Source organism: Rhodococcus cerastii, assembly GCF_033042195.1.
In the GTDB taxonomy this organism is placed as follows: Bacteria; Actinomycetota; Actinomycetes; order Mycobacteriales; family Mycobacteriaceae; genus Rhodococcoides.
In genome coordinates, this window is record NZ_JAWLKF010000003.1 from 157,615 (window position 1) to 181,084 (window position 23,470).

21 protein-coding genes are annotated in these 23,470 nt (G+C 66.7%); 11 read left to right on the top strand and 10 right to left on the bottom strand.

What is annotated here, in order from left to right:
• The first annotated feature begins 2 nt into the window (after positions 1 to 2).
• From R3P93_RS07590 to R3P93_RS07605, 4 genes are read left to right on the top strand one after another with little or no spacing between them, the layout of a single operon-like run.
• A complete protein-coding gene (locus tag R3P93_RS07590; protein WP_149406122.1) occupies positions 3 to 1,610 on the top strand; it encodes a phytoene desaturase family protein in 1,608 nt (535 codons plus the stop codon).
• Positions 1,607 to 2,449 (top strand): carotenoid biosynthesis protein, encoded by an 843-nt coding sequence (locus R3P93_RS07595; protein ID WP_094640127.1) that lies wholly within the window; start codon positions 1,607 to 1,609, stop codon positions 2,447 to 2,449. The genes R3P93_RS07590 and R3P93_RS07595 overlap by 4 nt, the downstream gene beginning before the upstream one ends.
• 27 nt (positions 2,450 to 2,476) lie before the next feature.
• Positions 2,477 to 3,232 (top strand): LppM family (lipo)protein, encoded by a 756-nt coding sequence (locus tag R3P93_RS07600; RefSeq protein WP_188078656.1) that lies wholly within the window; start codon positions 2,477 to 2,479, stop codon positions 3,230 to 3,232.
• Positions 3,229 to 4,398, top strand: coding sequence for a glycosyltransferase (locus R3P93_RS07605; RefSeq protein WP_262498367.1), 1,170 nt, complete (start codon positions 3,229 to 3,231; stop codon positions 4,396 to 4,398). The genes R3P93_RS07600 and R3P93_RS07605 overlap by 4 nt, the downstream gene beginning before the upstream one ends.
• A 6-nt stretch (positions 4,399 to 4,404) precedes the next feature.
• On the opposite strand, the gene metF is transcribed toward R3P93_RS07605, so the two are convergent.
• Positions 4,405 to 5,331: a methylenetetrahydrofolate reductase [NAD(P)H] gene (gene metF / locus R3P93_RS07610; protein ID WP_068052013.1), complete on the bottom strand. Its 927-nt coding sequence runs from the start codon at positions 5,329 to 5,331 to the stop codon at positions 4,405 to 4,407.
• 249 nt (positions 5,332 to 5,580) lie between these two features.
• Here metF and R3P93_RS07615 point away from each other — a divergent pair, with 249 nt between their 5' ends.
• The 4 genes from R3P93_RS07615 to R3P93_RS07630 all read left to right on the top strand — a co-directional run bounded on the left by R3P93_RS07615 (position 5,581) and on the right by R3P93_RS07630 (position 11,012).
• Positions 5,581 to 6,639 carry a polyprenyl synthetase family protein gene (locus tag R3P93_RS07615; protein WP_068052016.1) on the top strand — a complete coding sequence of 353 codons (1,059 nt, stop codon included), beginning with the start codon at positions 5,581 to 5,583 and terminating at the stop codon, positions 6,637 to 6,639.
• Between the two features lie 11 nt (positions 6,640 to 6,650).
• Positions 6,651 to 8,234, top strand: a complete 1,584-nt coding sequence (gene crtI, locus R3P93_RS07620; RefSeq protein WP_188078657.1) for a phytoene desaturase family protein — start codon at positions 6,651 to 6,653, stop codon at positions 8,232 to 8,234.
• Positions 8,235 to 8,391: 157 nt separating this feature from the next.
• On the top strand, positions 8,392 to 10,035 hold the full coding sequence (locus R3P93_RS07625; RefSeq protein ID WP_094640129.1) for an alpha-(1->6)-mannopyranosyltransferase A: 1,644 nt from the start codon (positions 8,392 to 8,394) through the stop codon (positions 10,033 to 10,035).
• Positions 10,036 to 10,046: 11 nt separating this feature from the next.
• A complete protein-coding gene (locus R3P93_RS07630; RefSeq protein WP_149406351.1) occupies positions 10,047 to 11,012 on the top strand; it encodes a phytoene/squalene synthase family protein in 966 nt (321 codons plus the stop codon).
• On the opposite strand, the gene R3P93_RS07635 is transcribed toward R3P93_RS07630, so the two are convergent.
• Positions 11,009 to 11,380 (bottom strand): Rv2175c family DNA-binding protein, encoded by a 372-nt coding sequence (locus R3P93_RS07635; RefSeq protein WP_068052028.1) that lies wholly within the window; start codon positions 11,378 to 11,380, stop codon positions 11,009 to 11,011. The two genes, R3P93_RS07630 and R3P93_RS07635, sit on opposite strands and share 4 nt — an antisense overlap.
• A gap of 185 nt (positions 11,381 to 11,565) precedes the next feature.
• Between R3P93_RS07635 and pknB the strand changes: the two genes are divergently transcribed.
• A complete protein-coding gene (gene pknB / locus R3P93_RS07640) occupies positions 11,566 to 13,548 on the top strand; it encodes a Stk1 family PASTA domain-containing Ser/Thr kinase (protein ID WP_149406352.1) in 1,983 nt (660 codons plus the stop codon).
• Here pknB and R3P93_RS07645 read toward each other — a convergent pair whose 3' ends face one another.
• Together R3P93_RS07645 and R3P93_RS07650 are read right to left on the bottom strand one after the other, a co-directional pair.
• Positions 13,549 to 14,934 carry a class II 3-deoxy-7-phosphoheptulonate synthase gene (locus R3P93_RS07645; RefSeq protein WP_032394396.1) on the bottom strand — a complete coding sequence of 462 codons (1,386 nt, stop codon included), beginning with the start codon at positions 14,932 to 14,934 and terminating at the stop codon, positions 13,549 to 13,551.
• A 45-nt stretch (positions 14,935 to 14,979) separates the two neighbouring features.
• Positions 14,980 to 15,471: a polyadenylate-specific 3'-exoribonuclease AS gene (locus R3P93_RS07650; RefSeq protein ID WP_094688468.1), complete on the bottom strand. Its 492-nt coding sequence runs from the start codon at positions 15,469 to 15,471 to the stop codon at positions 14,980 to 14,982.
• An 80-nt stretch (positions 15,472 to 15,551) separates the two neighbouring features.
• Here R3P93_RS07650 and R3P93_RS07655 point away from each other — a divergent pair, with 80 nt between their 5' ends.
• Positions 15,552 to 16,844 (top strand): glycosyltransferase 87 family protein, encoded by a 1,293-nt coding sequence (locus R3P93_RS07655; RefSeq protein WP_394855264.1) that lies wholly within the window; start codon positions 15,552 to 15,554, stop codon positions 16,842 to 16,844.
• Positions 16,845 to 16,866: 22 nt separating this feature from the next.
• Here R3P93_RS07655 and R3P93_RS07660 read toward each other — a convergent pair whose 3' ends face one another.
• The 6 genes from R3P93_RS07660 to R3P93_RS07685 form a co-directional block, all read right to left on the bottom strand.
• Positions 16,867 to 17,595: a lysophospholipid acyltransferase family protein gene (locus tag R3P93_RS07660; protein ID WP_149406353.1), complete on the bottom strand. Its 729-nt coding sequence runs from the start codon at positions 17,593 to 17,595 to the stop codon at positions 16,867 to 16,869.
• 179 nt (positions 17,596 to 17,774) lie between these two features.
• The gene (locus R3P93_RS07665) at positions 17,775 to 18,749 is read right to left on the bottom strand and encodes an ROK family protein (protein ID WP_037192841.1); all 975 of its coding nucleotides are present in this window, start codon (positions 18,747 to 18,749) and stop codon (positions 17,775 to 17,777) included.
• A 55-nt stretch (positions 18,750 to 18,804) separates the two neighbouring features.
• Positions 18,805 to 19,278, bottom strand: coding sequence for a hypothetical protein (locus R3P93_RS07670; protein ID WP_094669861.1), 474 nt, complete (start codon positions 19,276 to 19,278; stop codon positions 18,805 to 18,807).
• A gap of 31 nt (positions 19,279 to 19,309) precedes the next feature.
• Positions 19,310 to 20,536: an ArsA family ATPase gene (locus R3P93_RS07675; RefSeq protein ID WP_317532712.1), complete on the bottom strand. Its 1,227-nt coding sequence runs from the start codon at positions 20,534 to 20,536 to the stop codon at positions 19,310 to 19,312.
• A 29-nt stretch (positions 20,537 to 20,565) separates the two neighbouring features.
• The gene (locus R3P93_RS07680) at positions 20,566 to 21,000 is read right to left on the bottom strand and encodes an SRPBCC family protein (RefSeq protein WP_068052039.1); all 435 of its coding nucleotides are present in this window, start codon (positions 20,998 to 21,000) and stop codon (positions 20,566 to 20,568) included.
• Positions 21,001 to 21,133: 133 nt separating this feature from the next.
• A complete protein-coding gene (locus R3P93_RS07685; protein WP_317532713.1) occupies positions 21,134 to 21,526 on the bottom strand; it encodes a polyketide cyclase / dehydrase and lipid transport in 393 nt (130 codons plus the stop codon).
• A 136-nt stretch (positions 21,527 to 21,662) separates the two neighbouring features.
• Here R3P93_RS07685 and R3P93_RS07690 point away from each other — a divergent pair, with 136 nt between their 5' ends.
• Positions 21,663 to 23,468, top strand: a complete 1,806-nt coding sequence (locus R3P93_RS07690; protein WP_317532714.1) for an AMP-dependent synthetase/ligase — start codon at positions 21,663 to 21,665, stop codon at positions 23,466 to 23,468.
• The last annotated feature ends 2 nt before the right edge of the window (positions 23,469 to 23,470 follow it).

Here is a 23,470-nt window from a genome sequence, read left to right on the forward strand (position 1 = left end):
GTGTGATCGATGCTGTGGTGGTGGGCTCCGGCCACAATGCCCTGACCTCTGCCTGTTACCTGACCGACGCCGGCATGTCGGTCGAGGTTCTCGAGCGCGACTCCGTTGCCGGTGGCGCGGTGTCGACGGTGGAACGCTTTCCCGGCCACCGTGTGGACCGTGGTTCGTCGGCGCACATCATGATTCGTCACACCGGCATCATCGAGGAGCTCGGACTCGCCGACTTCGGTCTGCGCTACATCGACTGCGATCCCTGGGCGTTCGCGCCTGGGGCCGTCGGCACCGACGAACGCGGCATCGTCTTCCACCGCGATCTCGACCGAACCTGCGACTCCATCGCTGCTGCCTGCGGCACAGCCGACGCACGCGCCTACCGCACCTTCGTCTCCGTCTGGGGTCCCCGCAGCGAACGCACCATGCGTGCGTTCGGCGGACCACCAACCGGGGCGAAACTGCTCCGATCCTTCTGGGGCCTCGGCGCGCCCGACGGCGGCAGCATGCTCTCGCGGGAATTCCTGGCCACCGGCGATTCCCTGCTGGACGAGATGTTCTCGAGCGAACGACTCAAGGCCGCACTCGCGTGGTTCGGCGCACAGTCGGGTCCGCCGATGTCCGAGCCGGGTACCGCACCGATGGTCGGCTTCGCTGCCCTCATGCACACCCTTCCGCCGGGCCGCGCCGTCGGCGGTAGCGGCGCGCTGACCGAGGCGATGATCGCTCGGCTACAGCGCGACGGCGCCGAACTGACGCTCGGCGACGCCGTGACCTCGCTCGTACGCCGCCCACACGGCTGGACCACCAGGACCGCGTCGGGACGGGAGATCGACAGCGGCATCGTCGTGGCCGGTTGCCACATCGTGACCACCCTCGACCTGCTGGCAGCCGGCGGCCACGATTCGGCGCAGCTCGCGCGGTGGCGCAGCACCATTCGGGTGGGGCCCGGGATCGGTACCGCGGTCAGACTGGCCACCGACGCCCTTCCGGCGTTCCCGAGCGCGGACCGGATCGCGGACGGCACCCACGGTCTGGCGCTGCTGGTACGCGACCGCAGCCAACTGCGGTTGGCACACGGGCACGCGCTGGCAGGCGATCTGCCGCCCACCCCGGCTGTGCTGGGGATGTCCTTCAGCGCGCTCGATCCCACCATCGCACCGCCGGGACAGCACCAGATCTCTCTGTGGTCGCAGTGGCATCCCCACACCCTCGCCGACGGCAGACAGTGGCGATCGGATGTTCCCGGCGAGCGCTCGTTGGCCGAGTTCGAGGCGGATCGGATCGTGGCCGAACTGGACCGATACGCACCCGGTTTCGCAGGATCGGTGCTGGATCGGTTCGTTCAGTCGCCACCCGACATCGAGCGGGAGCTCGGTCTGGTCGGAGGCAACATCATGCATCTGGACATGTCGCTGGACCAGATGATGATGTGGCGACCGCATCCTCAACTGGCCGGACATCGGGTCCCCGGTGCAGACGGGCTCTATCTCACCGGCGCATCGACCCATCCCGGCGGAGGGGTGACAGCGGCCAGTGGTCGTTCGGCGGCGCGGATCGCGATCGCCGACGCCCGCGCCGCCCGCCGTCGCACGTTCTTCGGAAGGAAACGGGTATGAAGGTTGCGCCGATCGTCGTGGCTGCCGCTGCCGTGGGCTGCCAGATCCTCTACCCCTTGGTGTCGGGATCGACCAGAGACGTGGTGACGGTGGCGGTGGTGGCCCTGCTCGCGCTCGCGTCGATCCTGCACGCGGCACTCAATCGCGGCATCGTATGGGCCACCATTCTCGTCGTCGTGACCGCAGGTACCGGGTTCGCGTCCGAACTCGTCGGTACGGCCACCGGCATCCCGTTCGGCGAATACTTCTACGCGCAGAATCGCTTGGGCCCGAGCCTGTTCGAGGTGCCTGTCGTGGTTCCCCTGGCGTGGACGGCCGGGTTCTATCCGATCTGGTGTGCCGTGACCTTCGTCGTTCGCCGTCTCGATACGACGCAGGTACGCGCCACCGCACTCCGAATCGTGGCGGTCGCGGTGGGGATGGTCGGTTGGGACCTGTATCTCGATCCGCAGATGGTCACCGACGGACAGTGGACCTGGACTGCCGGTTCCGCCGGGCTGCCCGGGGTGCCGTCGATTCCGCTCACCAACTACCTCGGCTGGCTGGTGGTGGCCACCCTGATGGCCGCGGTGATGGAATCGCTCGACCGCGCCGTCGGTCGCCCACAGCCATCCGACGACGCGGTGCCCATCGGGTTGTTCCTGTGGACGTGGCTGGGGTCGGCGCTCGCGCACGCGGTGTTCCTCGACGGTCCGGAACTCCGATACTCGGCGGTGTACGGGTTCGTCGTCATGGGCCTCGTCGGCATCCCCCTGGTGTGGATTGCCCGTCGCGACCGACCACTCGGGGCCGGACCGCGTGCGGCCGTCGATCGCTCCGGTACCGACACGCCTCGCTGACAACCCCTGCCGACTGACATCACCTCGATGTCCTGGCACGATGTCGCTGTGCAGTCGACATCGCGAACATCTCATCGAACCCACCGCCGCCGCGTTCTCTCGGTGGTCGCGCTGGCGCTGCTGGTCGCGCCGATGCTGGCCGGTTGCCTGCGTGTGCAGGTCACGATGGGCGTGTCGGCGAACGACCGCGTCGCGGGTCAGATCGTGGCTGCCAGCGTGCCGACATCGGACTCCGACACCGGCCCGGAACTGGTGGTGCCCTCCTCGATCGAGGACAAGGTTCGCGTCGAGCCGTACAACCAGGACGGATACGTCGGGTCGCAGGCCATCTTCGACGATCTGTCGTTCGGCGACGTGCAGACCCTCTGCTCGATCTTCCAGAACGCGGCCGGATCGTTCCAGCTGACGCTGCAGCGCTCGGGTGACACCGTCACTCTGGCAGGCAACGCCGATCTTTCCTCCGTTCCGGTGCAGGGCTCGGACGTACAGTTCACCATCGCGTTCCCGGCCCGCATCGGCACCACCAACGGCACCCGCGAGAGCGACAACTCGATCTCGTGGAAGTTGCCTGCAGGCGAGGTCACCTCGCTGCGCGCCGAGGTCAACTATCCCGATCCCAACACCCGCAGCTTCGCCGGCTGGGCCGGCATCGTGGGCGGCGTGACCGTCGGCGTCGCGGCCATCGTCGGGGCCATGGCCTGGGTGTCGCGAAACCCACCGCTGCGGGGCCGCGGGTCGCCTAACACCGACTCCGGAAGCTCCGCCGACAGAACGTCTGTGTGAGAGCCCGCCTGCTCGCGCGCACGACGGCGACGGCAAGCGTCCTCGCCACAGCGTCGGCCGCATTGTCGGTGTTCAACTCTCGGTTCATGCCGAGCCTGCGCTCCCCGGACCACGACGTCACCGAGCGCGTCGTCGTCTGCATTCCCGCCCGCAACGAGGTTGCGACGCTGCCTGCGCTGATCGGCGACCTCACGCGGCAACGATCGTGCACAAACTTGCGCGTGATCGTCCTCGACGACGATTCGACCGACGGAACGGCGTCCGCTGCCCGTGCGGCTGCGGACGGTGACCCGAGGATTCGCGTCGTGACCTCCGGTGTCGCTCCCCCGGCCGGCTGGACCGGCAAGGCCGCAGCGTGCGCCGAGCTCGCCAGACTGGCCGACGAGGACGACCCGATGACGTCGCTGATCCTGTTCGTCGATGCCGATGTGCGACTCGAACCGGAGGCGGTGGCGGCAGCGGCCCGGGTACTGCGACGGCGCGGTGCCTCCCTGCTGTGCCCATGGCCGGAGCAACTTGCCGAGAGCACCGTCGAGCGACTCGTCCAGCCGCTGCTCGCCTGGTCGTGGATGTCCACGCTTCCGGTACCTCTGGGCAACGCCACTCTCGCACCGTCGATGGCGGTCGCCTGCGGGCAGTTCATGGCCTTCGACGCCGCCGCCTATCGCGCCATCGGGGGCCACAGCCGCGTGGCGGCGAGCGCAACCGAGGACCTGGATCTGGCACGCGCTCTGCGTCGACGAGGATTCTCGACGGCGGTGGCGTCGGGTGCGGGGTTCGTCCGATGCCGGATGTACCGATCGGCCGCGGAGTTGCGGTCCGGCTACAGCCGGTGGTTGTGGAGCGAGTTCGGTGGACCGGCCGGTTCGGCTGCGGCGGCCCTGGCACTGACGGCAGTGTACGTACTGCCCCCGATCACCGCGCTCACGTCCTCGGGTGTCACACGTCGCCTCGGCCTCGCCGGGTATCTCGCCGGAACGGTGTCTCGGATGTCCACCCGGCGGAGCGAGGTGGGATTGCGGTTCGGGGTGGTCGACGCAGTCGATGCTGCGCTGCACCCGGTGTCGATTCTCGCGTTCGTCGGCCTCGTCGCGGAATCCCACGTGCGCAGGCGTCGTGGCTCGCTGTCGTGGAAGTCGCGTCCGATGCCGCGCCGCGAGCCCTGACCGGTCTCACACTCGTGCGGCCGCGAGCCCCAGATTGCTCAACACCTCACGCGTCGCGCGCGCGAAGTTCAGGGTGATGAAGTGCAATCCGGGCGCGCCCTCGGAGATCAGGCGCTCACCGATGTTCGTGGCGAGTTCGATGCCCACCTCTCGGACGGCGGCGCGGTCCTCCTCCGGACCGGATCCTGCTGCGCGAGTGAACTTCTCGTCCAGGTGCGACGGAAGCGTTGTGCCCGAGAGCTCGAGCATCCGGCGAACCGAACGAAGTGAGGTGATGGGCATGATCTCGGGAATGATCGGCTTGGCACCCTGCTCGGCGTCGAACGCACTCACGCGGTCCCGCAGGCGCAGGTAGTCGTCCACATCGAAGAACATCTGAGTGATCGAGTACTCGGCACCCGCCCGCAACTTGCCGACCAGGCACCGGGTGTCCTGCTCGAGGTCGGCGGCGCGGTGGTGACCTTCGGGGAACGACGCCACGCCGACGTGGAAGTCGCCGAGATCACGTACCAACCGGACCAGCTCCTCGGCGTACTCGACTCCGTCCGGATGCTTCTCCCAGTCGCCGAGTGGATCTCCGGGGGGATCTCCTCGCAGTACGAGAATGTTGGTGATGCCGCGGTCCGCGTACGACCCGACCATCGATCGCAGCTCGTCCACACTGTGCGAGACGGCAGTGAGATGCGCCACAGGGAGGAGGGTGGTCTCCTCGGCGATCTGCCCGGTGACGCGCACCGTTCGATCGCGGGTCGAGCCGCCTGCGCCGTAGGTCATCGACACGAATGCGGGCTGAAGTTGTTCGAACTCACGAACCGCTCGCCACAGCCTGGCTTCGGCCGCCGCGTCTCGTGGAGGCGAGAACTCCACCGAGAACGGGATCCTGGCCTCGGGTTCTGTCCGTAGCCGGTCGACGATGGACGGTGTTCTCGTCACGAATCCTCGACTCGACCGCCCCCTGACGGATTCTTCGCTCACCCGAAGATCATAGGTTGCGCCCCACCGACGCCCGTGAGGCCTCCCGGACGAGAGATGTTCGCTGCACGTCGGCCCAGGGTGTGCGCGGCTATTACTGTGGGAACCGGAAATCCACGCAATTCACAGCAACCTTGGAGGATCGTCCTGTCCGGAGACTTTTCTTCACCCGTAGCCGACGCCCCCGTCGCCGCGAACGACCCGAAGGCGATGCGTTCGGCAGTCGACGCGACTCTCGCCGAGTTCTTCGCCTCGCGCCGAGGTGTCGTGGACACCGTCGGCGGCGGCTACCCCGATGCCGTGGCCGATCTCGAGGCGTTCGTGCTTCGCGGCGGCAAACGCATGCGCCCCGCGTTCGCCTGGACTGCGTGGCTCGGTGCAGGCGGAGAATCCACCGGTGCCCGCGCCGAGGCAGTGCTGCGGGCGTGTTCGGCGCTCGAACTGATCCAGGCCTGCGCTCTGATCCACGACGACATCATCGACTCGTCCAGCACGCGACGCGGTTTCCCGACCGTGCACGTCGGCTTCGCCCAACGGCACCGGGACGCGGGCTGGACCGGCTGTGCGGACCATTTCGGTGAATCGGCAGCGATACTCGTCGGCGATCTCGCTCTGTGCTGGGCCGACGATCTACTGCGCGAGTCGGGTATCGACGCCGATGCCGCGCGGCGAGTCCAGCCGGTGTGGTCGGCGATGCGCACGGAGGTTCTCGGCGGTCAGTTGCTCGACATCGAAGCCGAGGCAGGCACCGACGAGAGCGTTGCGGCGGCAATGCGCGTCAACCGCTACAAGACCGCCGCGTACACAGTCGAGCGGCCGCTTCATCTCGGGGCGGTCCTCGCCGATGCCGACGAGAACCTGATCTCGGCCTACCGCAACTTCGGTGCGGACATCGGAATCGCGTTCCAGCTGCGCGACGACCTCCTCGGAGTATTCGGCGATCCCGAGGTGACCGGCAAACCGTCCGGCGACGACATCACCGAGGGCAAACGCACCGTCCTGATCGCGCTGGCACTGCAGAAGGCGGACGAGACGAGGCCGGATCACGCAGCCACGATCAGGGCCAGCCTCGGGACCGAACTCGACGCCGACGAAGTGGCCGACATCCGGTCCATTCTCGTCGAACTCGGCGCAGTGGACGCGGTCGAGAAACAGATCGACGACCTCGGGACCCGGGCCGTCGCAGCCCTCGACAACAGTTCGATCGAACCGGTCGCTGCCGCGCACCTGCGCGCCATGGCAACCGCCGCCATCCAACGGCAGTACTGAAAGAGAGCGCCATGTCTTCGATCCGCACGGTCTCCGGCACCACCGACTCCGTCGTCGTCGTGGGAGCCGGATTGTCAGGCCTCGCCGCCGGTCTGCACCTACTGGGAGCGGGCAGAAAAGTCACGCTCGTCGAGCGTGACGAGACCGTGGGCGGCCGCGTCGGGGTGTACCCGGTGTCGGACACCGACGGATCGCACCTCTACGACATCGACAACGGTGCAAGCGTGTTGACGATGCCGAACCTGGTGCTCGAGGCACTCGCCGCCGTGGGCGCCGACTTCGAGTCGACCACGCCGCCGATTCGGCTGACGGCCCTGTCGCCGTCCTATCACACGCGCTACGCCGACGGCACGTCCATCGACGTCTACTCCGATCCCGAGGCCATGGCGGCCGAGGTGGAACGCACCTGCGGCCCCGCCGAGGCGCAGGGATACCGCGAACTGCGACGCTGGCTCGCCGACATCTTCGACGCCGAGTTCGACCGCTTCATCGACTCGAACTTCGATTCACCGCTCGACCTCGTGGGATCGAAAGCTGCGATCTCCGACACCGCGACACTCACGAAACTGGGCGGCTTCGGCCGCCTCGGGCCCCGCGTCGACAAGTTCCTGAAGGACACCCGCCTACGCCGCGTCTTCACGTTCCAGGCGCTCTACGCAGGCATGGCACCCCAGAAGGCCCTGGCGGTCTACGGAGCCATCGCGCACATGGACACCTCCCTCGGAGTGTTCTTCCCCGAGGGAGGGATGGCGGCCATCGCCAAGGCCATGGCCGACGCGTTCGTCACCGCAGGCGGCACGCTCGAACTCGGCACCGAGATCGTCGACATCACCGTCGACCGGGGTCGGGCCGACTCCGTGATCACCGCAGCCGGTGGTCGAATCGCCTGCGACGCACTCGTTCTCACCGCAGACCTGCCCGTCGTCGATCGACTCCTCGACAGGGCGTCGGTGTCGAAGAAGGGCCGACGGAACGGATACGGCGTGGTCTCACCGTCGGCGGTCGTCGCGCACGGAACCGTTCCCGTCGAGCTGACGGAGACGTGGCCCGCTCGCGCTCACCACACCATCGACTTCGGCGACGAATGGGCCGAGACCTTCCGCCGCATCACCGCGCGATCGGGCAAGGGATCGTTGATGGCCGATCCGTCCCTGCTGATCACCCGACCGTCGGTGAGCGATCCCGATCTCGAAGTGGTGCGCGGCGGAGTACGCAGCGAACCGGTGTCGATCCTCGCACCGTGCCCCAATCTCGACAGCGCTCCACTGCCGTGGGGCGAGCTGGCGCAGCCGTATCTGAACGAGATCCTGACGACTCTGGAGGCTCGCGGATACAAGGGTCTGCTCGACGGATTCACGCTCGACCACATCGACACACCCGAGACCTGGGCGCAGAAGGGCATGATCGAGGGTTCTCCGTTCTCGTCCGCCCACGTGTTCAGGCAGACCGGACCGTTCCGACGCAAGAACATGGTCGCCGGGCTCGACAACGTGGTTCTCGCCGGCTCGGGCACGACTCCTGGAGTGGGCGTCCCCACGGTTCTGGTGTCGGGAAAGCTCGCCGCGCAGCGGGTGACAGGGCGCACGGGCCGGTAGGTTCGTTCGATTCACTGCGTCGACCAACTAAGCTGAGCGCGATCGTTTGCCGGTCGCGCTCATTGCTGCGACCATGATCGTTCGGTGATCGGCGAGAACCATCGGCCGACGTACACATCTCGACCCACAACTCGTTGCAGAGGAGGAGCAGGCGGCAATGTCTTCGATCTCGTCGCACTCCACCTCCGAGGATCGATCGTCGGACGGCGGCACCCCACCCTCGGCTGCGCGACGACCGTCCAGACTGACCGCAACCGGCAATTTCCTGCGCAGTCCCGAGGGCAAGGCAGCGATACTCGGTGTGGTCGGTGCCGTCTGCATCGTGTTCGGCGGGTTCGGCGCGGGCAGTGTGCGCCGACGCGATCCGTTGCTCGAGGAGATGCACCTGTCGTGGCTGCGATTCGGTCACGGATTCGTACTCTCCACCATCATCGTCTGGGTCGGCGTACTGCTGATGATCACCGCGTGGGTTCGGCTCGGGCGCGCAACCCTGCACGGCCGCACCACGGTGGGCGAACTGCGCTGGATCGTCCCGGCATGGACCGCTCCGCTACTGCTGTCGGTGCCGATGTTCAGCCGCGATGCGTACTCCTACCTGGCCCAGGGCGCTCTGCTCCGCGACGGATTCGACCCGTATGCCGTTGGCCCCGTTGCCAATCCAGGAGTTCTGCTGGACAACGTCAGCAACGTCTGGACCACCACCACCGCCCCGTACGGCCCGCTGTTCCTGCTGCTCGGTCGCGGAATCACCAGCCTGACCGGCGACAACGTCATCGCCGGGACCATGCTGCTGCGCCTGACGATGCTGCCCGGCCTGGCACTGATGATGTGGGCGGTTCCGCGGCTGGCGAAACACCTCGGCGGCCGCGCGACCACCGCGGTGTGGCTCGCCGTCCTCAACCCTCTCGTCCTGATCCACCTGATCGGCGGAGTGCACAACGAGTTGCTCATGGTGGGCCTGATGACCGCAGGGATCGTGCTGACGCTCGAACACCGACACGTGGGCGGCATCGCACTGGTCGCGATCGCGGTGGCGATCAAGGCCACAGCAGGCCTGGCGCTGCCCTTCCTGGTGTGGATCTGGATGCTCCATCTGCGAGAGAAGGCGCGGGCCGAGGGGCGAACCCCGATGCCGCCCGCCCTGGCGTTCGTCAAGACCGCGGGCATCGGAGCCGCCGTCTTCGTTGCTGTGTTCGCCGTGGCGTCGGTGATCGCCGGAGTCGGAATCGGTTGGCTGACCGCGCTTTCCGGATCGGCCAAGATCATCAACTGGCTCTCGCTTCCCACGATCCTGGCTCACCTGGTGACCGTCAGCACGTCGTGGTTCCTCGATCTACGCCTCGGACCCGTTCTCGACGTCACCCGCCTGCTGTGCGCCATCGCGCTGGTCGTCGTGCTAGCGGTCGCCTGGTGGTTGGGCCGCAGATCCGAACGCGACGCGGTCAAGGGCATTCTGATCGCCCTGGTCGCCACCGTCGTCCTCTCCCCCGCGGCCCTGCCCTGGTACTACTCGTGGCCACTGGCTGTCGCCGCAGGCTTCGCACTCTCGCGCACCACCCTGATGATCCTGACGGGTCTGTCGACGTGGCTCATGCTCGTCTTCCAACCCGACGGATCGATCGGCCTCTACACCCTCGGACACGTCGCACTGGCGGTCTTCGCCGCGGTCGTCGCAGCTCTGTCTCTGACGCGCGTCGATCCGCTGCGTCTACGATCGGACCGATCCAGGCAACACCGTGCCGTGCCGAACGCACCCAAGACCCCAGCAACGGAACCGACCGGAGACGAATCCACGTCATGAAGGCTCGCGTGATGAAAGAACTGGACGGGATCGATCCGGAGCTGCACGAGGCATACCGCATCTGTCGCGAACTCAACGCCCAGCACGGCAAGACGTATTTCCTCGCCACTCGCCTGCTCCCCACCGACAAGCGCGCAGGCGTGCATGCGTTGTACGGGTTCGCCCGGATGGTCGACGACATCGTGGACCTCGAGGGCACCGACATCTCCGTGGGATCTGACGAACTCAATGCCAGACGCATCGTCGAACTGGACGTGATCGAGTCCCGGGTGCGCGACGCCTTGGCCGGAAAACCGTTGTCCGAGAGCGTGTCCGATCGAGTGTTGAGCGCGTTGTGCGACACCGTGGGGCGCTACGACATTCCGCACGACTATTTCTACGCGTTCATGCACTCGATGCGGATGGACATTCCGGGGAGTCCGATGTTCGTCTCGCGCTACCGGACGATGGAGCAGCTGCGCGAGTACATGTACGGCTCCGCTGCGGTCATCGGACTGCAGATGTTGCCGATCCTGGGAACCGTCGTCGAGCGGTCGGAGGCCGAGCCTCCCGCCGCAGCCCTCGGCGAGGCGTTCCAGCTCACCAACTTCATCCGAGACATGGGTGAGGACCTCGATCGCGACCGCATCTACCTGCCCACCGACGAACTCGCGGCGTTCGGTGTCGACGAAGAACTGCTCCGGTGGTGCCGCACCACGGGAAATGTCGACGCCAGGGTCTCCAGGGCCCTCGCGCACCTGATCGCCGTCACCCGCTCGATCTACCGCACGTCCGACGCGGGTATCGAGATGCTGGATCCGCGAGTGCGACCGTCGATGCGCACGGCATCGATCCTGTACGGCCGCATACTCGCAGAGGTCGAGTCACAGGGCTACCGCGTGCTCTCGCAACGGGCGACGGTGCCGCAGTGGACCCGAGCACGCATCGCGCTTCCGCAGTTCGCCGTCACCGGCTTCAAGCGCGCAACGATTCGCTAGAAGGCCATTGCCTGAGCTCGCCTGATCACTTCGCGCATCAGGTCGCCGTGCAGAGCAGCGACGGGTGCACCGGGCAAGCTCTCGTCCTCGGTGAACAGCCACCGCAGGATTTCCTCGTCCTCGTAGCCGCCGTCGTGCAGCACGGCCAGCAGACCCGGCAGCCCCTTGACGATGGTGCCCTTGTCGGTGTCGAGGAACTGCTCGGGAACACCGGGCACGCGCGAGCGCTTCAGCGCCAGCAGCTGCCGATCTCGAATCAGCTGCTCGACGCGGGTCTTGGGAACGTCGAGAATCTTCGCGACGTCGGCGAACTGCAGCACGGACACCGACGGATCGAGCACGTCGTCGGCATAGGGAATGGCACTCACGCAGGTAACGTTAACGGGTCCGGCATCCAGACATCAAAAGCGTGACAGTCGGCCCAGCAGGACGAACACACGAGCCACGATCGTCGGTCGGCATCTCCTGCACCGATACGATCGACTTCAGCATCCGGCGTCGAACGCCGGAAGACCAGTGGACGACGAGGGGAGGTTCGGTGATACCGGGTTCGATGCTCGATCGTCGATACCGAATAGACGCACCGATCGCGCGCGGCGGTATGTCGACGGTCTACCGCGGACTCGACACCAGGCTCGACCGCCCCGTGGCGGTGAAGATCATGGACCCGAAGTTCGCCGAGGACCCACAGTTCGTCCAGCGCTTCGAGTTCGAGGCACGGGCCGTGGCCAGGCTCAGTCACCCGGGCCTCGTCGCCGTCTACGACCACGGTCGAGACGGCGAACACGCCTTCCTCGTCATGGAACTCGTCGAGGGCGGAACTCTGCGTGAGCTGCTGCGCGAGCGTGGACCGATGCCTCCGCATGCTGCAGCGGCCGTCATCCGGCCGGTCCTCGACGCACTCGCCGTAGCCCACCGAGCCGGTCTGGTGCACCGCGACATCAAGCCCGAGAACATCCTGATCAGCGACGACGGTGACGTGAAGATCGCGGACTTCGGACTCGTCCGAGCCATAGCGGCCTCCACCGTGACGTCGAGCAGTGTGATTCTGGGCACCGCCGCGTACCTGTCTCCCGAGCAGGTCACCACCGGTTCCGCGTCCGCGAGCAGCGATGTCTACGGCGTCGGTGTCGTGTTGTTCGAGCTGCTGACCGGACGCACGCCGTTCACCGGCGACACCTCGCTGTCCATCGCCTACCAGCGCATCGACAACGACGTACCGCTCCCCTCCACCCTCATCGCAGGCGTCCCCCCGCAGTTCGACGAGGTGGTCCAGCGTGCCACCGTCCGCGCCCCGGAACACCGGTACCGCAATGCCGACGACATGGCCCGGGCCCTGCGCGCGGCCGCGTCGGCGCTGGCGCTGCCCGAGTACCGAGTGCCGGCACCCAAGCGCTCGGCCGAGCACCTGAGCTCGGCCGCAGCCGGAGCACCGACGACGGTCGCGGGCAACCGTCCGCCGTCCGCTCGCACCCAGGTCGTGGACACTTTGCCGCCGCCACCTCCGCAACACGGGGTGCAGCACACCAGGGTGGTCACCTCGCCCACAGCGCGGGGCATCGACCACGGCCAGGACATCGCCGAGGTGCCGCCCGCCGGACCACCCCCGACCGGCAGGCGGCACTACGAGTTCCCCGATTTCGACGCCGACCGCCAGCGCTCGCGCCGAGCGATCGTCATCTGGCTCCTCGTCGTCGCCCTGCTCGCGGTGTTGGTCGGCTTCGGCGGATGGTGGATGGGCTCGGGTCGCTACACCGCAGTCCCGATGGTGGACGGGCTCGACACCACCGGTGCCACCAGTGCCGTGGAAGCCGCCGGTCTCGAAGCCGCGGTGCGCGGAACCTACTCCGACTCGGTGGACACCGACCTTCTCATCGGCACCGACCCCACCGGCGGATCGCGAATCGCCAAGGGCGACACGGTGTCTCTGTTGGTGTCACTGGGACGCCCCACCGTTCCCTCGATCGACACGAGCGCATCCGTCGACGACATGGAGCAGCAACTGCGAGACCGAACGTTCACGCCCGTCGACGGCGGCGAGGCCTTCAGCACGTCCGCTCCGATCGGCGGCGTCGCAGCCCTGGACCCGCCGCCCGGCACCGTACTGACCACGGGAAGCTCGGTCACGGTGCTGCGCAGCAAGGGGGCACCGCCGGTCGAGGTACCCGACGTACGCGGGCAGAGCGTCGACCAGGCCAGGACAACGCTGGAATCGGTGGGCATCACCGTCGGCGAGGTTCGGGAGACCTTCGACGAGGACACCGACGGCGGCAGGGCGATAGGGACGACGCCGGAGGCCGGGCAGACGGTGCGATCCGGGACCACCGCTGCGCTCGAGGTGTCCAACGCCGTCACCGTGCCGTCGCTGCTGGGTCGCTCGGTCGGCTCGGCCCGGACCGCTGTCGAGACGTTGGGCCTGACGATCGACGTCCGTCAGGTGGTGGACACCGACGGGTCGCTGATCATCACCCAGAGCCCCGGAGCCGGTTCTCGGGTGGAACCGGGCTCCGAGGTCATGGTCGTCTCGCTACCCTGATCAGTCGCGGAGCATCTCGGCGACCAGGAATGCCAGTTCGATGCTCTGCTGCGTGTTCAGACGCGGGTCGCAGGCGGTCTCGTACCGGCCGGCGAGGTCCAGGTCCGAGATGTCCTGGGCACCGCCGAGGCACTCGGTGACGTTGTCGCCGGTCAGTTCGACGTGAATTCCGCCCGGATGCGTTCCGAGGCCGTTGTGCACCTCGAAGAATCCCTGGACCTCGTCGACGATGCGGTCGAAGTGGCGCGTCTTGTAGCCGGTCGAGGCCTCGTGAGTGTTGCCGTGCATCGGATCGCACTGCCAGATGACCTGGTGGCCGGTGGCCTGAACCTTCTCGATGATAGCGGGCAGGATGTCGCGAACCTTGCCGTTGCCCATGCGTGAGATCAGCGTCAGACGTCCCGGCTTGTTGGTCGGGTCGAGGCGCTCGACGTACTCGACGGCCATCTCGGGCGTGGTCGTGGGCCCGATCTTGAGACCGATCGGGTTGGAGATCAACTCGGCCAGCGCGATGTGCGCCCCGTCGAGCTGGCGGGTGCGGTCGCCGATCCACAGGAAGTGCGCGGACAGGTCGTACAGCTTGGGGTGATCGTCGGTGTTGTCCAGGCGCAGCATCGCACGCTCGTAGTCGAGAACGAGCGCTTCGTGGCTGGCGAAGATCTGCGCGGTGTGCAGGTTCGGGTCGGAGACGCCGCAGGCATCCATGAAGCGCAGGCCGCGATCGATCTCCCCCGCGAGCGCCTCGTAGCGCGCACCGGCGGGCGACTGGGCGACGAACTCGCGGTTCCAGTCGTGCACCTTGTGCAGATCCGCCATCCCTGCACCGGTGAGTGCGCGGACCAGGTTCATCGCCGCGCTGGCATTGGCGTACGCGCGCACCAGTCGTGACGGATCGTGGCCGCGGACGCTCTCGTCGGCGACGAGCGAGTTGATCATGTCGCCGCGGTAGGACTGCAGACCGAGCGCGTCGATGTTCGACGACCGCGGCTTGGCGTACTGACCGGCGATACGGGCGACCTTGACCACCGGCATGCTCGCGCCGTAGGTGAGCACCACAGCCATCTGCAGCAGCGTGCGGATGTTGCCCTTGATGTGCGGCTCGGTGTTGTCGACGAACGTCTCGGCGCAATCGCCACCCTGCAGCAGGAAGGCCTCGCCTCGGGCGACGGCCGCGAGCTTGTCCGACAACGCCTCCACCTCACCGGCGACGGTGATCGGTGGCACGCTCTCGAGCACCTTGCGCATGTCGGCAGCATGCTCGGGATCCCACTGCGGTTGCTGCGCAGCCGGCTTGGCCAACGCATCGTCCAATCGAGAGCGCAGCGTCGGCGACAACGGCGGCAGGTCGGGCAAGCGATCGATGGGTACGTCGACAGTCCAGTTCACGGCTACAGGATATTCGCACCGCCGAAGCCGCAGGACAACGGGTGTTCACCCGCGGTGCGAGTACTCCTCGATCGTCTGGAACTTCGCCAGATTGTGCCGCGCGTCGGCCAAGGCATCGTGAGCGTCGTCGGGCACCGACGGCAGCTCGGGACTGCCGCGATCCTCCCAGTGCTGGCGCAGCTCGCGGGTGAACCGCGGCAGCGAACGCGGCAACTCGGTCATCGAGCCCCACAGCTGGCAGAGCGCGACGTGGTCGTACGCCGCCACCCACGCCCACAGTTCGACCTCGGCACCGTAGTGCGGAACGAGAAATTCGAGCAGTTCGTCCCGGATTCGCGACCTGCTCATCCACAGCGGCGACGAGTACGGTGGCAGCTTGGGAAGCACGTTGCGTCGAACCCAGCGGCCGGCGCGCTCGGGGTCGAACTCGGAGGACACCGCATAGAACTCGCGACCGTCCTCCGACACCACACCGATCGACACCAACTCGATTGTGCGACCATCCTCGATGAACTCTGTGTCGTAGAAGTAGCGCACGCGGCTCACCCTAGCGCGTCCCCGACACGTCCCCCACGTGCCGGTAGCCCCGATCCGAACAGCCCTGAAAGGCAACGCCAGTGACTCCGCCCGACACCAACCGTCCGGTCGCCGAAGCATCGGAGCCGGCGGCGCCGACGCGACGCCGGTGGCCGAGTTGGGCGGTGGCGTCGAGCAGGGTTCTCGTCCTGATCGGTGCTCTCGTCGGCGTGCTGTTCCATCTCAACGGCTTTCCGGGGTTGCGTGAGCTCGGCGAGCACTACCGACTCGATCTGGACGTGTATCGACTCGGCGGTCAGGTGTTCGCCGAGGGCGGGGATCTCTACGGTCAACTGCCGCCGATCGCGACCGGTACGACGCTGCCGTTCACCTATCCCCCGATCGCCGCGGCGATCTTCAGCCCGCTGTCGTCGGTGTCGCTGTACGCCGCCTCGATCGCGGTCACCGTGCTGTCCATGCTCCTCCTGCTGGTGACCGTCGTGGTGACCCTCACCTCGCTCGGACTGCGTCCTCGCACGCTCGTGTGGTGGTCTGCCGGAGCAGTCTTCGCCGTGGCCGTGCTGCTTCTCGAGCCGGTCACCTCGACGCTGAACTACGGGCAGATCAACATCGTGCTGATGGCGTTCGTTGCACTGGACTGCCTGCCGAAGAAGACGCCGTGGCCCCGAGGTGTGCTGATCGGACTCGTGGCTGCCGTCAAGCTCACCCCCGCGGTGTTCGTACTGTTCTTCTTGTTGCGCAGGGACTTTCGAGCCGCTGTGGTTTCGGTCCTGAGCTTTGCGGTGTTCACCGCGGTCGGTTTCGCGCTGACGTGGTCGGACTCGGTGAAGTACTGGACCGAGACGATCGTCGATTCCGACCGAATCGGCGGTCCGGCCTACCCGCCCAACCAGTCGATCACCGGAGTGCTCGCGCGGCTCGGGCTGGACGAACTGCCTCGGTCGATCCTGTGGCTCGCGTTGTCGGTGGTGGTCCTTGCCATCGCGGCGATAGCGATGCGAAAGGCGTTCGCCGCGGGCGAGACTGCCCTCGCCCTGACGATCAACGCCATGTTCGGTCTGCTGGTGTCGCCGGTCTCCTGGTCACACCACTGGGTGTGGGCCATCCCGTTCACCGTGGTGCTCGCCGTCCTCGGCTACCGACGCCGCAGTGCGCTGTTGGCAACTCTGGTGGCCGTTGGGCTGGCGTTGATGGTCTACCCGCCGCACTGGAAGCTCGGCGAGGGCCGTTGGAGCGGACTCGGTTGGCCGCTCGTGGATCAGTTCGCGGCCTCGGGATACGTGTGGTGGGCGCTCGCGTCGATCATCGCGGTGGCCGCGATCGGCTGGACCGACCGGGCCGATACGACAGTCGATACCCGCTCCGCAGTCTGATCACGGAGCGGGCCGAGCAGATTCAGCTCGCCTTGGAATCCGGGATGCGCTGCGCGGTCGGAGCCGACTCCGCCTCGGGTGCAGCCTTCTTCAGCGATGCGGCGTACACGTCCACGTACTCCTGACCGGAGAGCAACATCAGGTCGTACATTACTTCGTCGGTCACCGCACGCTCGACGAAACGGTTGCCTGCCATGCCCTCGAAGCGCGAGAAGTCGATGGGCTTGCCGATCCGGATGGTGACCTTCGCCGGACGCCACACGCGCGAACCGATCGGGTTCATCTTCTCGGTACCGATCATCGCGACCGGAATCACCTGAACTCCGGTCTGCAGTGCCAGACGCGCCATCCCGGTCTTGCCCTTGTACAACCGCGCGTCGGGTGACCGAGTGCCCTCGGGGTAGATACCGAGAACCTTGCCTGCTTCGATCACACGCACGCCTGCGTTGAGTGCGTCCTGTGCCGCGTCGGCTCCGGTGCGATCGATCGGCACCTGCCCGACGGCGGTGAAGAACCATTTCTGGAACTTGCCCTTGAGTCCCGGTCCGGTGAAGTACTCGCTCTTGGCGAGGAAGGTGATGCGTCGAGGCGTCTTGAGCGGAAGGTAGAAGGAATCGAGAACGGCCTTGTGGTTGCTGGCCAGAATGACCGGCCCCTCCGTCGGGATGTTCTCCGCACCCTCGATCGTGGGCCGACCCAGGGCGATGAGAAGGGGGCCGACGAAAATGTACTTAACCAGCCAGTACCACATTGACATGCTCCCTGATGATGGTCGGGAAATCGTTTGGTGCCGCCTCGCCCGGAAGCGAATCGACTGCGGCCGTGCGTCCTCGAACCGTGCCGCGTAGTGAACTGTACCCACGGTTTATGACACCAGCCACATCATCGCCGACACCAGGACCGAGGTCACAGAAAGCAGTCGAAGAACCGTCAGCGAACGCCGGTGACGAACTGCGCCCGGGCCAACTCCGCGGCCCCGATCATGCCTGCTGCCTCACCGAGTTGAGTACTGCGAATACGCGCCAGGGGGCGATGCCCCGCACCGGTCACCAGCTCCGCGTACTTGTCGGTCGCGCGAGCGAGGAACTGACTCGACGACGTCGCCACTCCACCGGCCAGCACGATCAGATCGGGGTCGTACACGTCGCTGACCATCGAGAGCCCGACGCCGAGCCACTGCGCGAAGTCCTCCATCGTGCGGCGGGCGATCGAGTCACCCTCGTGCGCGGCACTGGCGATTCGGCGGCCGGTCAACGAACCCGGGTCGAGGAACACCTCACGTGCCAGCGTCGTCGAGGACGCCGGGTCCGCCGCCAGCAACTCGACTGCGGTGTCCACCAGAGCGGTGCCGCTGCAGTACCGCTCCCAACAACCGCGCTTGCCGCAGGGGCACGCACGGCCGTCCGGCACGACCTGGATGTGACCGAGTTCCGGAGCGACACCGTGGCTACCCCGATAGATCCTGCCGTCGATCAACAGGGCCGCGCCGATTCCGGTGCCGATGGCCACCATCACCACGTTGCGCCCCCCGGACGCCGCACCGAAGCGATACTCGGCCCACGCCGCAGAATTGGCGTCGTGCTCGAGCAACACCGGCAGACCGATGCGCATGCTCATCTCGGTCGCCACAGGGGTGTTCACCCACGGCAGATGTGGGGCGAAGAGAACCGTCGTGCGATCGGAGTCGATGAACCCGGCGACGGCGAGCCCGACGGCCGCGATGTCGTGTCGCCCGGCCAGCTCCTGCACGGCCCGATCGAGACCGCGTTCGAGCGCACGCGCAGTGTGCGGAGTGGGAGCGGCCGTCGAATCGAGGACTTGCCCGTCCTCGTCGACGACGGACGCGCGCAGGCTCGTCCCGCCCACGTCGATTCCTACCGTCAGTCGCTGGTGGTGGCGCTTCATTCGTTCATGCCTTCCTCGCCCGTCCCCCGCGCGGGCTGCACCCGAGTCGCTCCGATCACGGACGCTCCTGCTCGTCCGAACGCGAATTCTTCACTCGAACGGTAATCGGAACGAACGAAGCGGGACGATCGCCCTGAAGTTTCGTGTCGATCGACACGTCCGCGACCTCCGCGGGGTCCGAGGGGACACCGGCACTACCGGACCCGGGCTCGGGCGCAGTCCCCGGTGGCGGCGAGGTCGGCGGAGCCTGCGCTGCGGAGTGCGTCGCCCCGGAGGTCGTGTGATCGGCCAGCAACTGACGCAACAGCGCGATCACCACGGCGCTCTCGGAGGCCACGAGCTCGACGAGATCGTGGCGCTCCCCGCGCACCAGTGCCGCGAGAGCGCAAACCGGACACCAACTGCATCCCTGGCGGTCACGATCCTGCTGCGTCTCGGCGACGCGACGCAGGATCGGCTCGAGTCGCGTCAGCACGGTCTCGGCCAGGGCCAGCAGGTCCGCCCCAAGCTCGGAGTGGTCCGAGGTCATCGCGACACCCCGGCCGTCGGGGTTGGCGGAGTCACAGCGGCCACACGTCGGGGTTCGGACGAAAACGCACCACCAGGCACGGTCCGTCGAGTTCGGCGGAGTCGGCCACGCACCGACGCAGCACCGACGCCAATCTGATGCGCCGTCGCCTCCCGTCGGCACTCACTATCAAGTCGTCCTCCACTCGCCCCAGGCCCAAGGTCGTCGAATCCACCACCGGCAGCAGCATTCTCATCGCGTACACGGATTCGAGTCCGCCACCCGACTCGAGCACGACCGAAGGCTGCTCACCCCAGCCCGGCGCGCGCCGTTCGAGGGAGTCCGGTTCGAGGCGATCGGCAACATCTTGCAAGGGCCCCAACCCTACCGGTTCACCGGGAGCCTGCTCCACCTCCACGATCGGCACGGTACCGATGCGTCGGCGCAGCTCGGCGACCGCGTCGAGCTGCGCCGCCCGCCACCTCTCGAACCAGAACACGGCCGGATGAGCGCCCACCAGACCGACCGACGATGCGTTGAGCTTCGGCAGGATTCTGTTGACCAGCACACGATCGATTCTGATTCCGAGCAGAGCAGCTGCCGACAGAGTTCGTTCCGCGTCGACGATCGAGAGCTGTTCGGCGGTGACGACCACGGTCGCCCCGGTACGGTCGGCGTCGGTGATCAGGGACCGGACGGAGTCGATCTGCGCGAGGATTCGCTCGATCATCGCCACCACGAGAGTGAGCCGCACATCGGAACCGGTGCCGGCGACCATCCGAGCGTGCAGAGGCCAGATCCGCTCGACGTATGCGGCGACGGTGTCGGGCAACTGCAGGGTACGTAAGGCATCCGCCGATGCGGGAAGGTCGACTATCACTGTGTCCCAGCGATTCTCGTCGGCAAGACGGCTGATCTCGTGCATGCCGAGCAGCTCTTCTATTCCCGGGAGACCGAGCAGCTCCTCCGATTCGATCGCCCCGAAGCTCACCCCGTGCTCGTGTCCCGCGGACGCCACGGCCAACAGTGAGCCCAATCCCCGGTACCGGGCTTCGAGCAGCCTCAACGTATCGATCTCGAGGATGTCGAGGCCGGGTGCGATCGAACGAACACCGGACGCATCCTCGACCTCGGCGTCCCCCTTGAATGCATCGGCGAGCGAGTGAGCCTGGTCGACGGACGCGATCAGAACCCGTTCGCCGGCCTGGGCGAGTCGTAGCCCCGACGCAGCCGCCAGCGTCGTCTTACCCGCACCACCTTTGCCGAGGAACAGCAACACCGTGGTGCGGGCTTCGGTGCGAGCTTCGCTCAGCCTTCGACCCGCTTCTTCAATTCCTTGAGTGCAGTGTCGGTGATGACCTTTTCTGCCTTGCGCTTGAACAGACCGATCATCGGAATGTTCAGATCCACGGTGAGCTCGTACGTCACGTCGGTGCCGCTGCCGGTCTCCTTCAACGTGTACGAGCCGTTCTGCGATTTCTGCATTTCGCCCGATACGAGGTTCCAGGAGACCGAATTGCCGTCGGCTGCCCAGTCGTATTCGAGCTCGTAGGTGTCTTTCACCATCCCGGCGTCGAGCACGAACTTGACCCGCTTGCCGCGGCCGTCCGCACCGACCTCGAGGACCTCGACGGATTTCGCGGCCGACACCCACGTGGGGTACGCGTCGAAATCGGCGATGACGTCCATGACCCGGCTCGATGGAGCTTCGACGACGATCGACCTCTGGGTTTTCTCCGCCATGACTACTGGTCCGCTTCCTCTCGGGTACTTCGATCAGCTCGGTTCGCTTCGGTGCCGCAGAACTCGCGCAGGCCTATCTCACACGATCGATCCGCGGACGCACAATGCGAACCGGCCGACCGTACCGCGCGGTTCATTCGCGAGCTGAAGTCGACGCTACGTGGTGGGGTGCTTCACCTGCAGACCGACCGACCTCGAGCTCTCGCTTGAGCTCGAACGTCATCGCACGTCCGGCCACCCGCCGGGCATGCTGGTGCGCTGCCACGTCGGCGTCCGCGGCGGGTTCGGCGTGCAGGAAGTAATGGACGATCACCCCGTCCAGCGCGGGCTCGAGCCACAGCTCCATCGTTCCGACCACACCGCCGCGCACTGCCCAGCGGATCCCCTTCTCACCCCGGTCCTCGGTGATCGTCAGGTTCAGATCCGGCCACCATCGACGCCACCGCGCAGGCGACGCGAACGCCTGCGCCACCCGCACGCCGGGGGCGGCCACGAATGTCTGATCCGCAACTTGAATACTGCTCATCGACAGAGCTTCACACATCGGGTCGGGGGCCGTGCGCGTCGAGGCGTATTTCGACGCCGGGAGCACGGGTCTAGAGTATCTGTGAAGCCGAGCTATCGACTTTCGTTCTCCCCAAGTTCTATCCGGAGGTAATCCCGTGCGCGAGTTCACCGTCGCCGCCAAATACGCCATCGCGGACACCGACTCGGCTGTCGATACCGTCTTCGCTCGCGCCCGCACCTCGCCCGACGCGGTGGTGTTCCGACGCACAGTGGACGGACAATGGATCGACGTCACCGCCGCCGAGTTCGAGCGCCTGGTGGTGGGGGTGGCACGGGGTCTGATCGCCGCAGGCATCGAGCAGGGCGATCGGGTCGCACTGATGTCGTCGACGCGATTCGAGTGGTCGGTAGTGGACTACGCGATCTGGGCCGCGGGCGGTGTGACGGTGCCGATCTACGAGACGTCCTCGGCCGGTCAGGTCGAATGGATCCTCGAAGACGCCGAGCCGGTCCTGCTGATTCTCGAGAACGACGCGCATGTGCAGGAGACGAAGTCCGTTGTGGCAGCAGCCCCGTCGGTCCGACAGACGTTCGTCATCGCGAACTCGGCGGGCACCGACGCAGTGCAGGCACTGCTCGACGGTGGTGCCGAAGTCGCCGAAGACGAGGTGCACCTACGAGTTTCGAAACTCGTCTCGTCCGACCCGGCAACCCTGATCTACACCTCGGGAACCACCGGTCGGCCCAAGGGCGTCCAGCTGACCCACGCCAATCTGCTCGCCGAGTCACTCGGGATTCGTGAGACGTCGCTGAAATCGCTGATGACACAGGGCCGCAGCACGCTGATGTTCCTTCCGCTCGCGCACGTCCTGGCACGCGCAGTGTCCATCGCGTCGTTCGACGCCGGGGTCACCATCGGCCACACCAGCGACATCCCCAATCTCGTCGCGACGTTCGGCACGTTCCAACCGGACTTCATCCTGTCGGTTCCGCGAGTGTTCGAGAAGGTCTTCAACACCGCCAAGCAGAAGGCGCACGCCGACGGCAAGGGAAAGATCTTCGACCTCGCCACCGAATGCGCAGTGGCATGGAGTGAAGCGCAGGATACCGGAGGTCCGGGAATCGTGTTGCGCGCCAAGCACACCGTGTTCGACAAGTTGGTGTACGGCAAACTGCGAGCAGCGCTCGGCGGCAAGTGCGAACTCGCGATCTCCGGCGGAGCGCCCCTCGGTTCCCGGCTCGGCCACTTCTACCGGGGCATCGGTGTGACGATCTACGAGGGCTACGGACTGACCGAAACCACGGCGGCGTTCGCGGTCAACACCATCGGATTCCAACGCGTGGGCAGCGTCGGGCGTCCACTGCCCGGCAACACCGTGCGCATCGCCGAGGACGGAGAGATCCAACTCCGCGGACCGGTGGTGTTCGACGGCTACTGGCGCAACGAGACCGCCACCGCCGAGTCGCTGGACGAAGGCTGGTACCGCACCGGTGATCTCGGTTCCGTGGACGACGACGGCTACATCACGATCTCGGGACGCAAGAAAGAACTGATCGTCACCGCAGGCGGCAAGAACGTCTCACCCGCCGGGTTGGAAGACCACCTGCGGGCGGGTGCACTGATCAGCCAGGCCGTCGTCGTGGGCGATCAGAAGCCCTTCATCGGCGCGCTCATCACCCTCGATCCGGACGCGTTCGATCGCTGGAAGTCCGCACACGGCAAGGCCGCCGACGCCACCGCGGCGGATCTGCAGACGGACCCCGAACTCGTCGCGGAGATCGACGCCGCCGTCGCCGACGCGAACAAGTCCGTCTCGCATGCGGAGTCCATCAAGAAGTATCGACTTCTCCCCCACGACTTCTCGGAGGAGAACGGCGAGCTCACTCCCACGATGAAGCTCAAGCGCAACGTCATCACCAAGTCGTACGCCGACGAGATCGAGTCGATCTACTCCCGTTGAGC

What these genes read in the sequence shown, in the direction of transcription:
- crtI (WP_188078657.1), top strand. Translation starts at nt 6,651, where the DNA reads ATGTCTTCGATCCGCACGGTCTCCGGCACCACCGACTCCGTCGTCGTC.
- R3P93_RS07665 (WP_037192841.1), bottom strand. Translation starts at nt 18,749, where the DNA reads ATGAAGCGCCACCACCAGCGACTGACGGTAGGAATCGACGTGGGCGGG.
- R3P93_RS07600 (WP_188078656.1), top strand. Translation starts at nt 2,477, where the DNA reads ATGTCCTGGCACGATGTCGCTGTGCAGTCGACATCGCGAACATCTCAT.
- R3P93_RS07670 (WP_094669861.1), bottom strand. Translation starts at nt 19,278, where the DNA reads ATGACCTCGGACCACTCCGAGCTTGGGGCGGACCTGCTGGCCCTGGCC.
- R3P93_RS07595 (WP_094640127.1), top strand. Translation starts at nt 1,607, where the DNA reads ATGAAGGTTGCGCCGATCGTCGTGGCTGCCGCTGCCGTGGGCTGCCAG.
- R3P93_RS07685 (WP_317532713.1), bottom strand. Translation starts at nt 21,526, where the DNA reads ATGAGCAGTATTCAAGTTGCGGATCAGACATTCGTGGCCGCCCCCGGC.
- R3P93_RS07660 (WP_149406353.1), bottom strand. Translation starts at nt 17,595, where the DNA reads ATGTGGTACTGGCTGGTTAAGTACATTTTCGTCGGCCCCCTTCTCATC.
- pknB (WP_149406352.1), top strand. Translation starts at nt 11,566, where the DNA reads ATGCTCGATCGTCGATACCGAATAGACGCACCGATCGCGCGCGGCGGT.
- R3P93_RS07625 (WP_094640129.1), top strand. Translation starts at nt 8,392, where the DNA reads ATGTCTTCGATCTCGTCGCACTCCACCTCCGAGGATCGATCGTCGGAC.
- R3P93_RS07680 (WP_068052039.1), bottom strand. Translation starts at nt 21,000, where the DNA reads ATGGCGGAGAAAACCCAGAGGTCGATCGTCGTCGAAGCTCCATCGAGC.
- R3P93_RS07615 (WP_068052016.1), top strand. Translation starts at nt 5,581, where the DNA reads ATGCGTTCGGCAGTCGACGCGACTCTCGCCGAGTTCTTCGCCTCGCGC.
- R3P93_RS07630 (WP_149406351.1), top strand. Translation starts at nt 10,047, where the DNA reads ATGAAAGAACTGGACGGGATCGATCCGGAGCTGCACGAGGCATACCGC.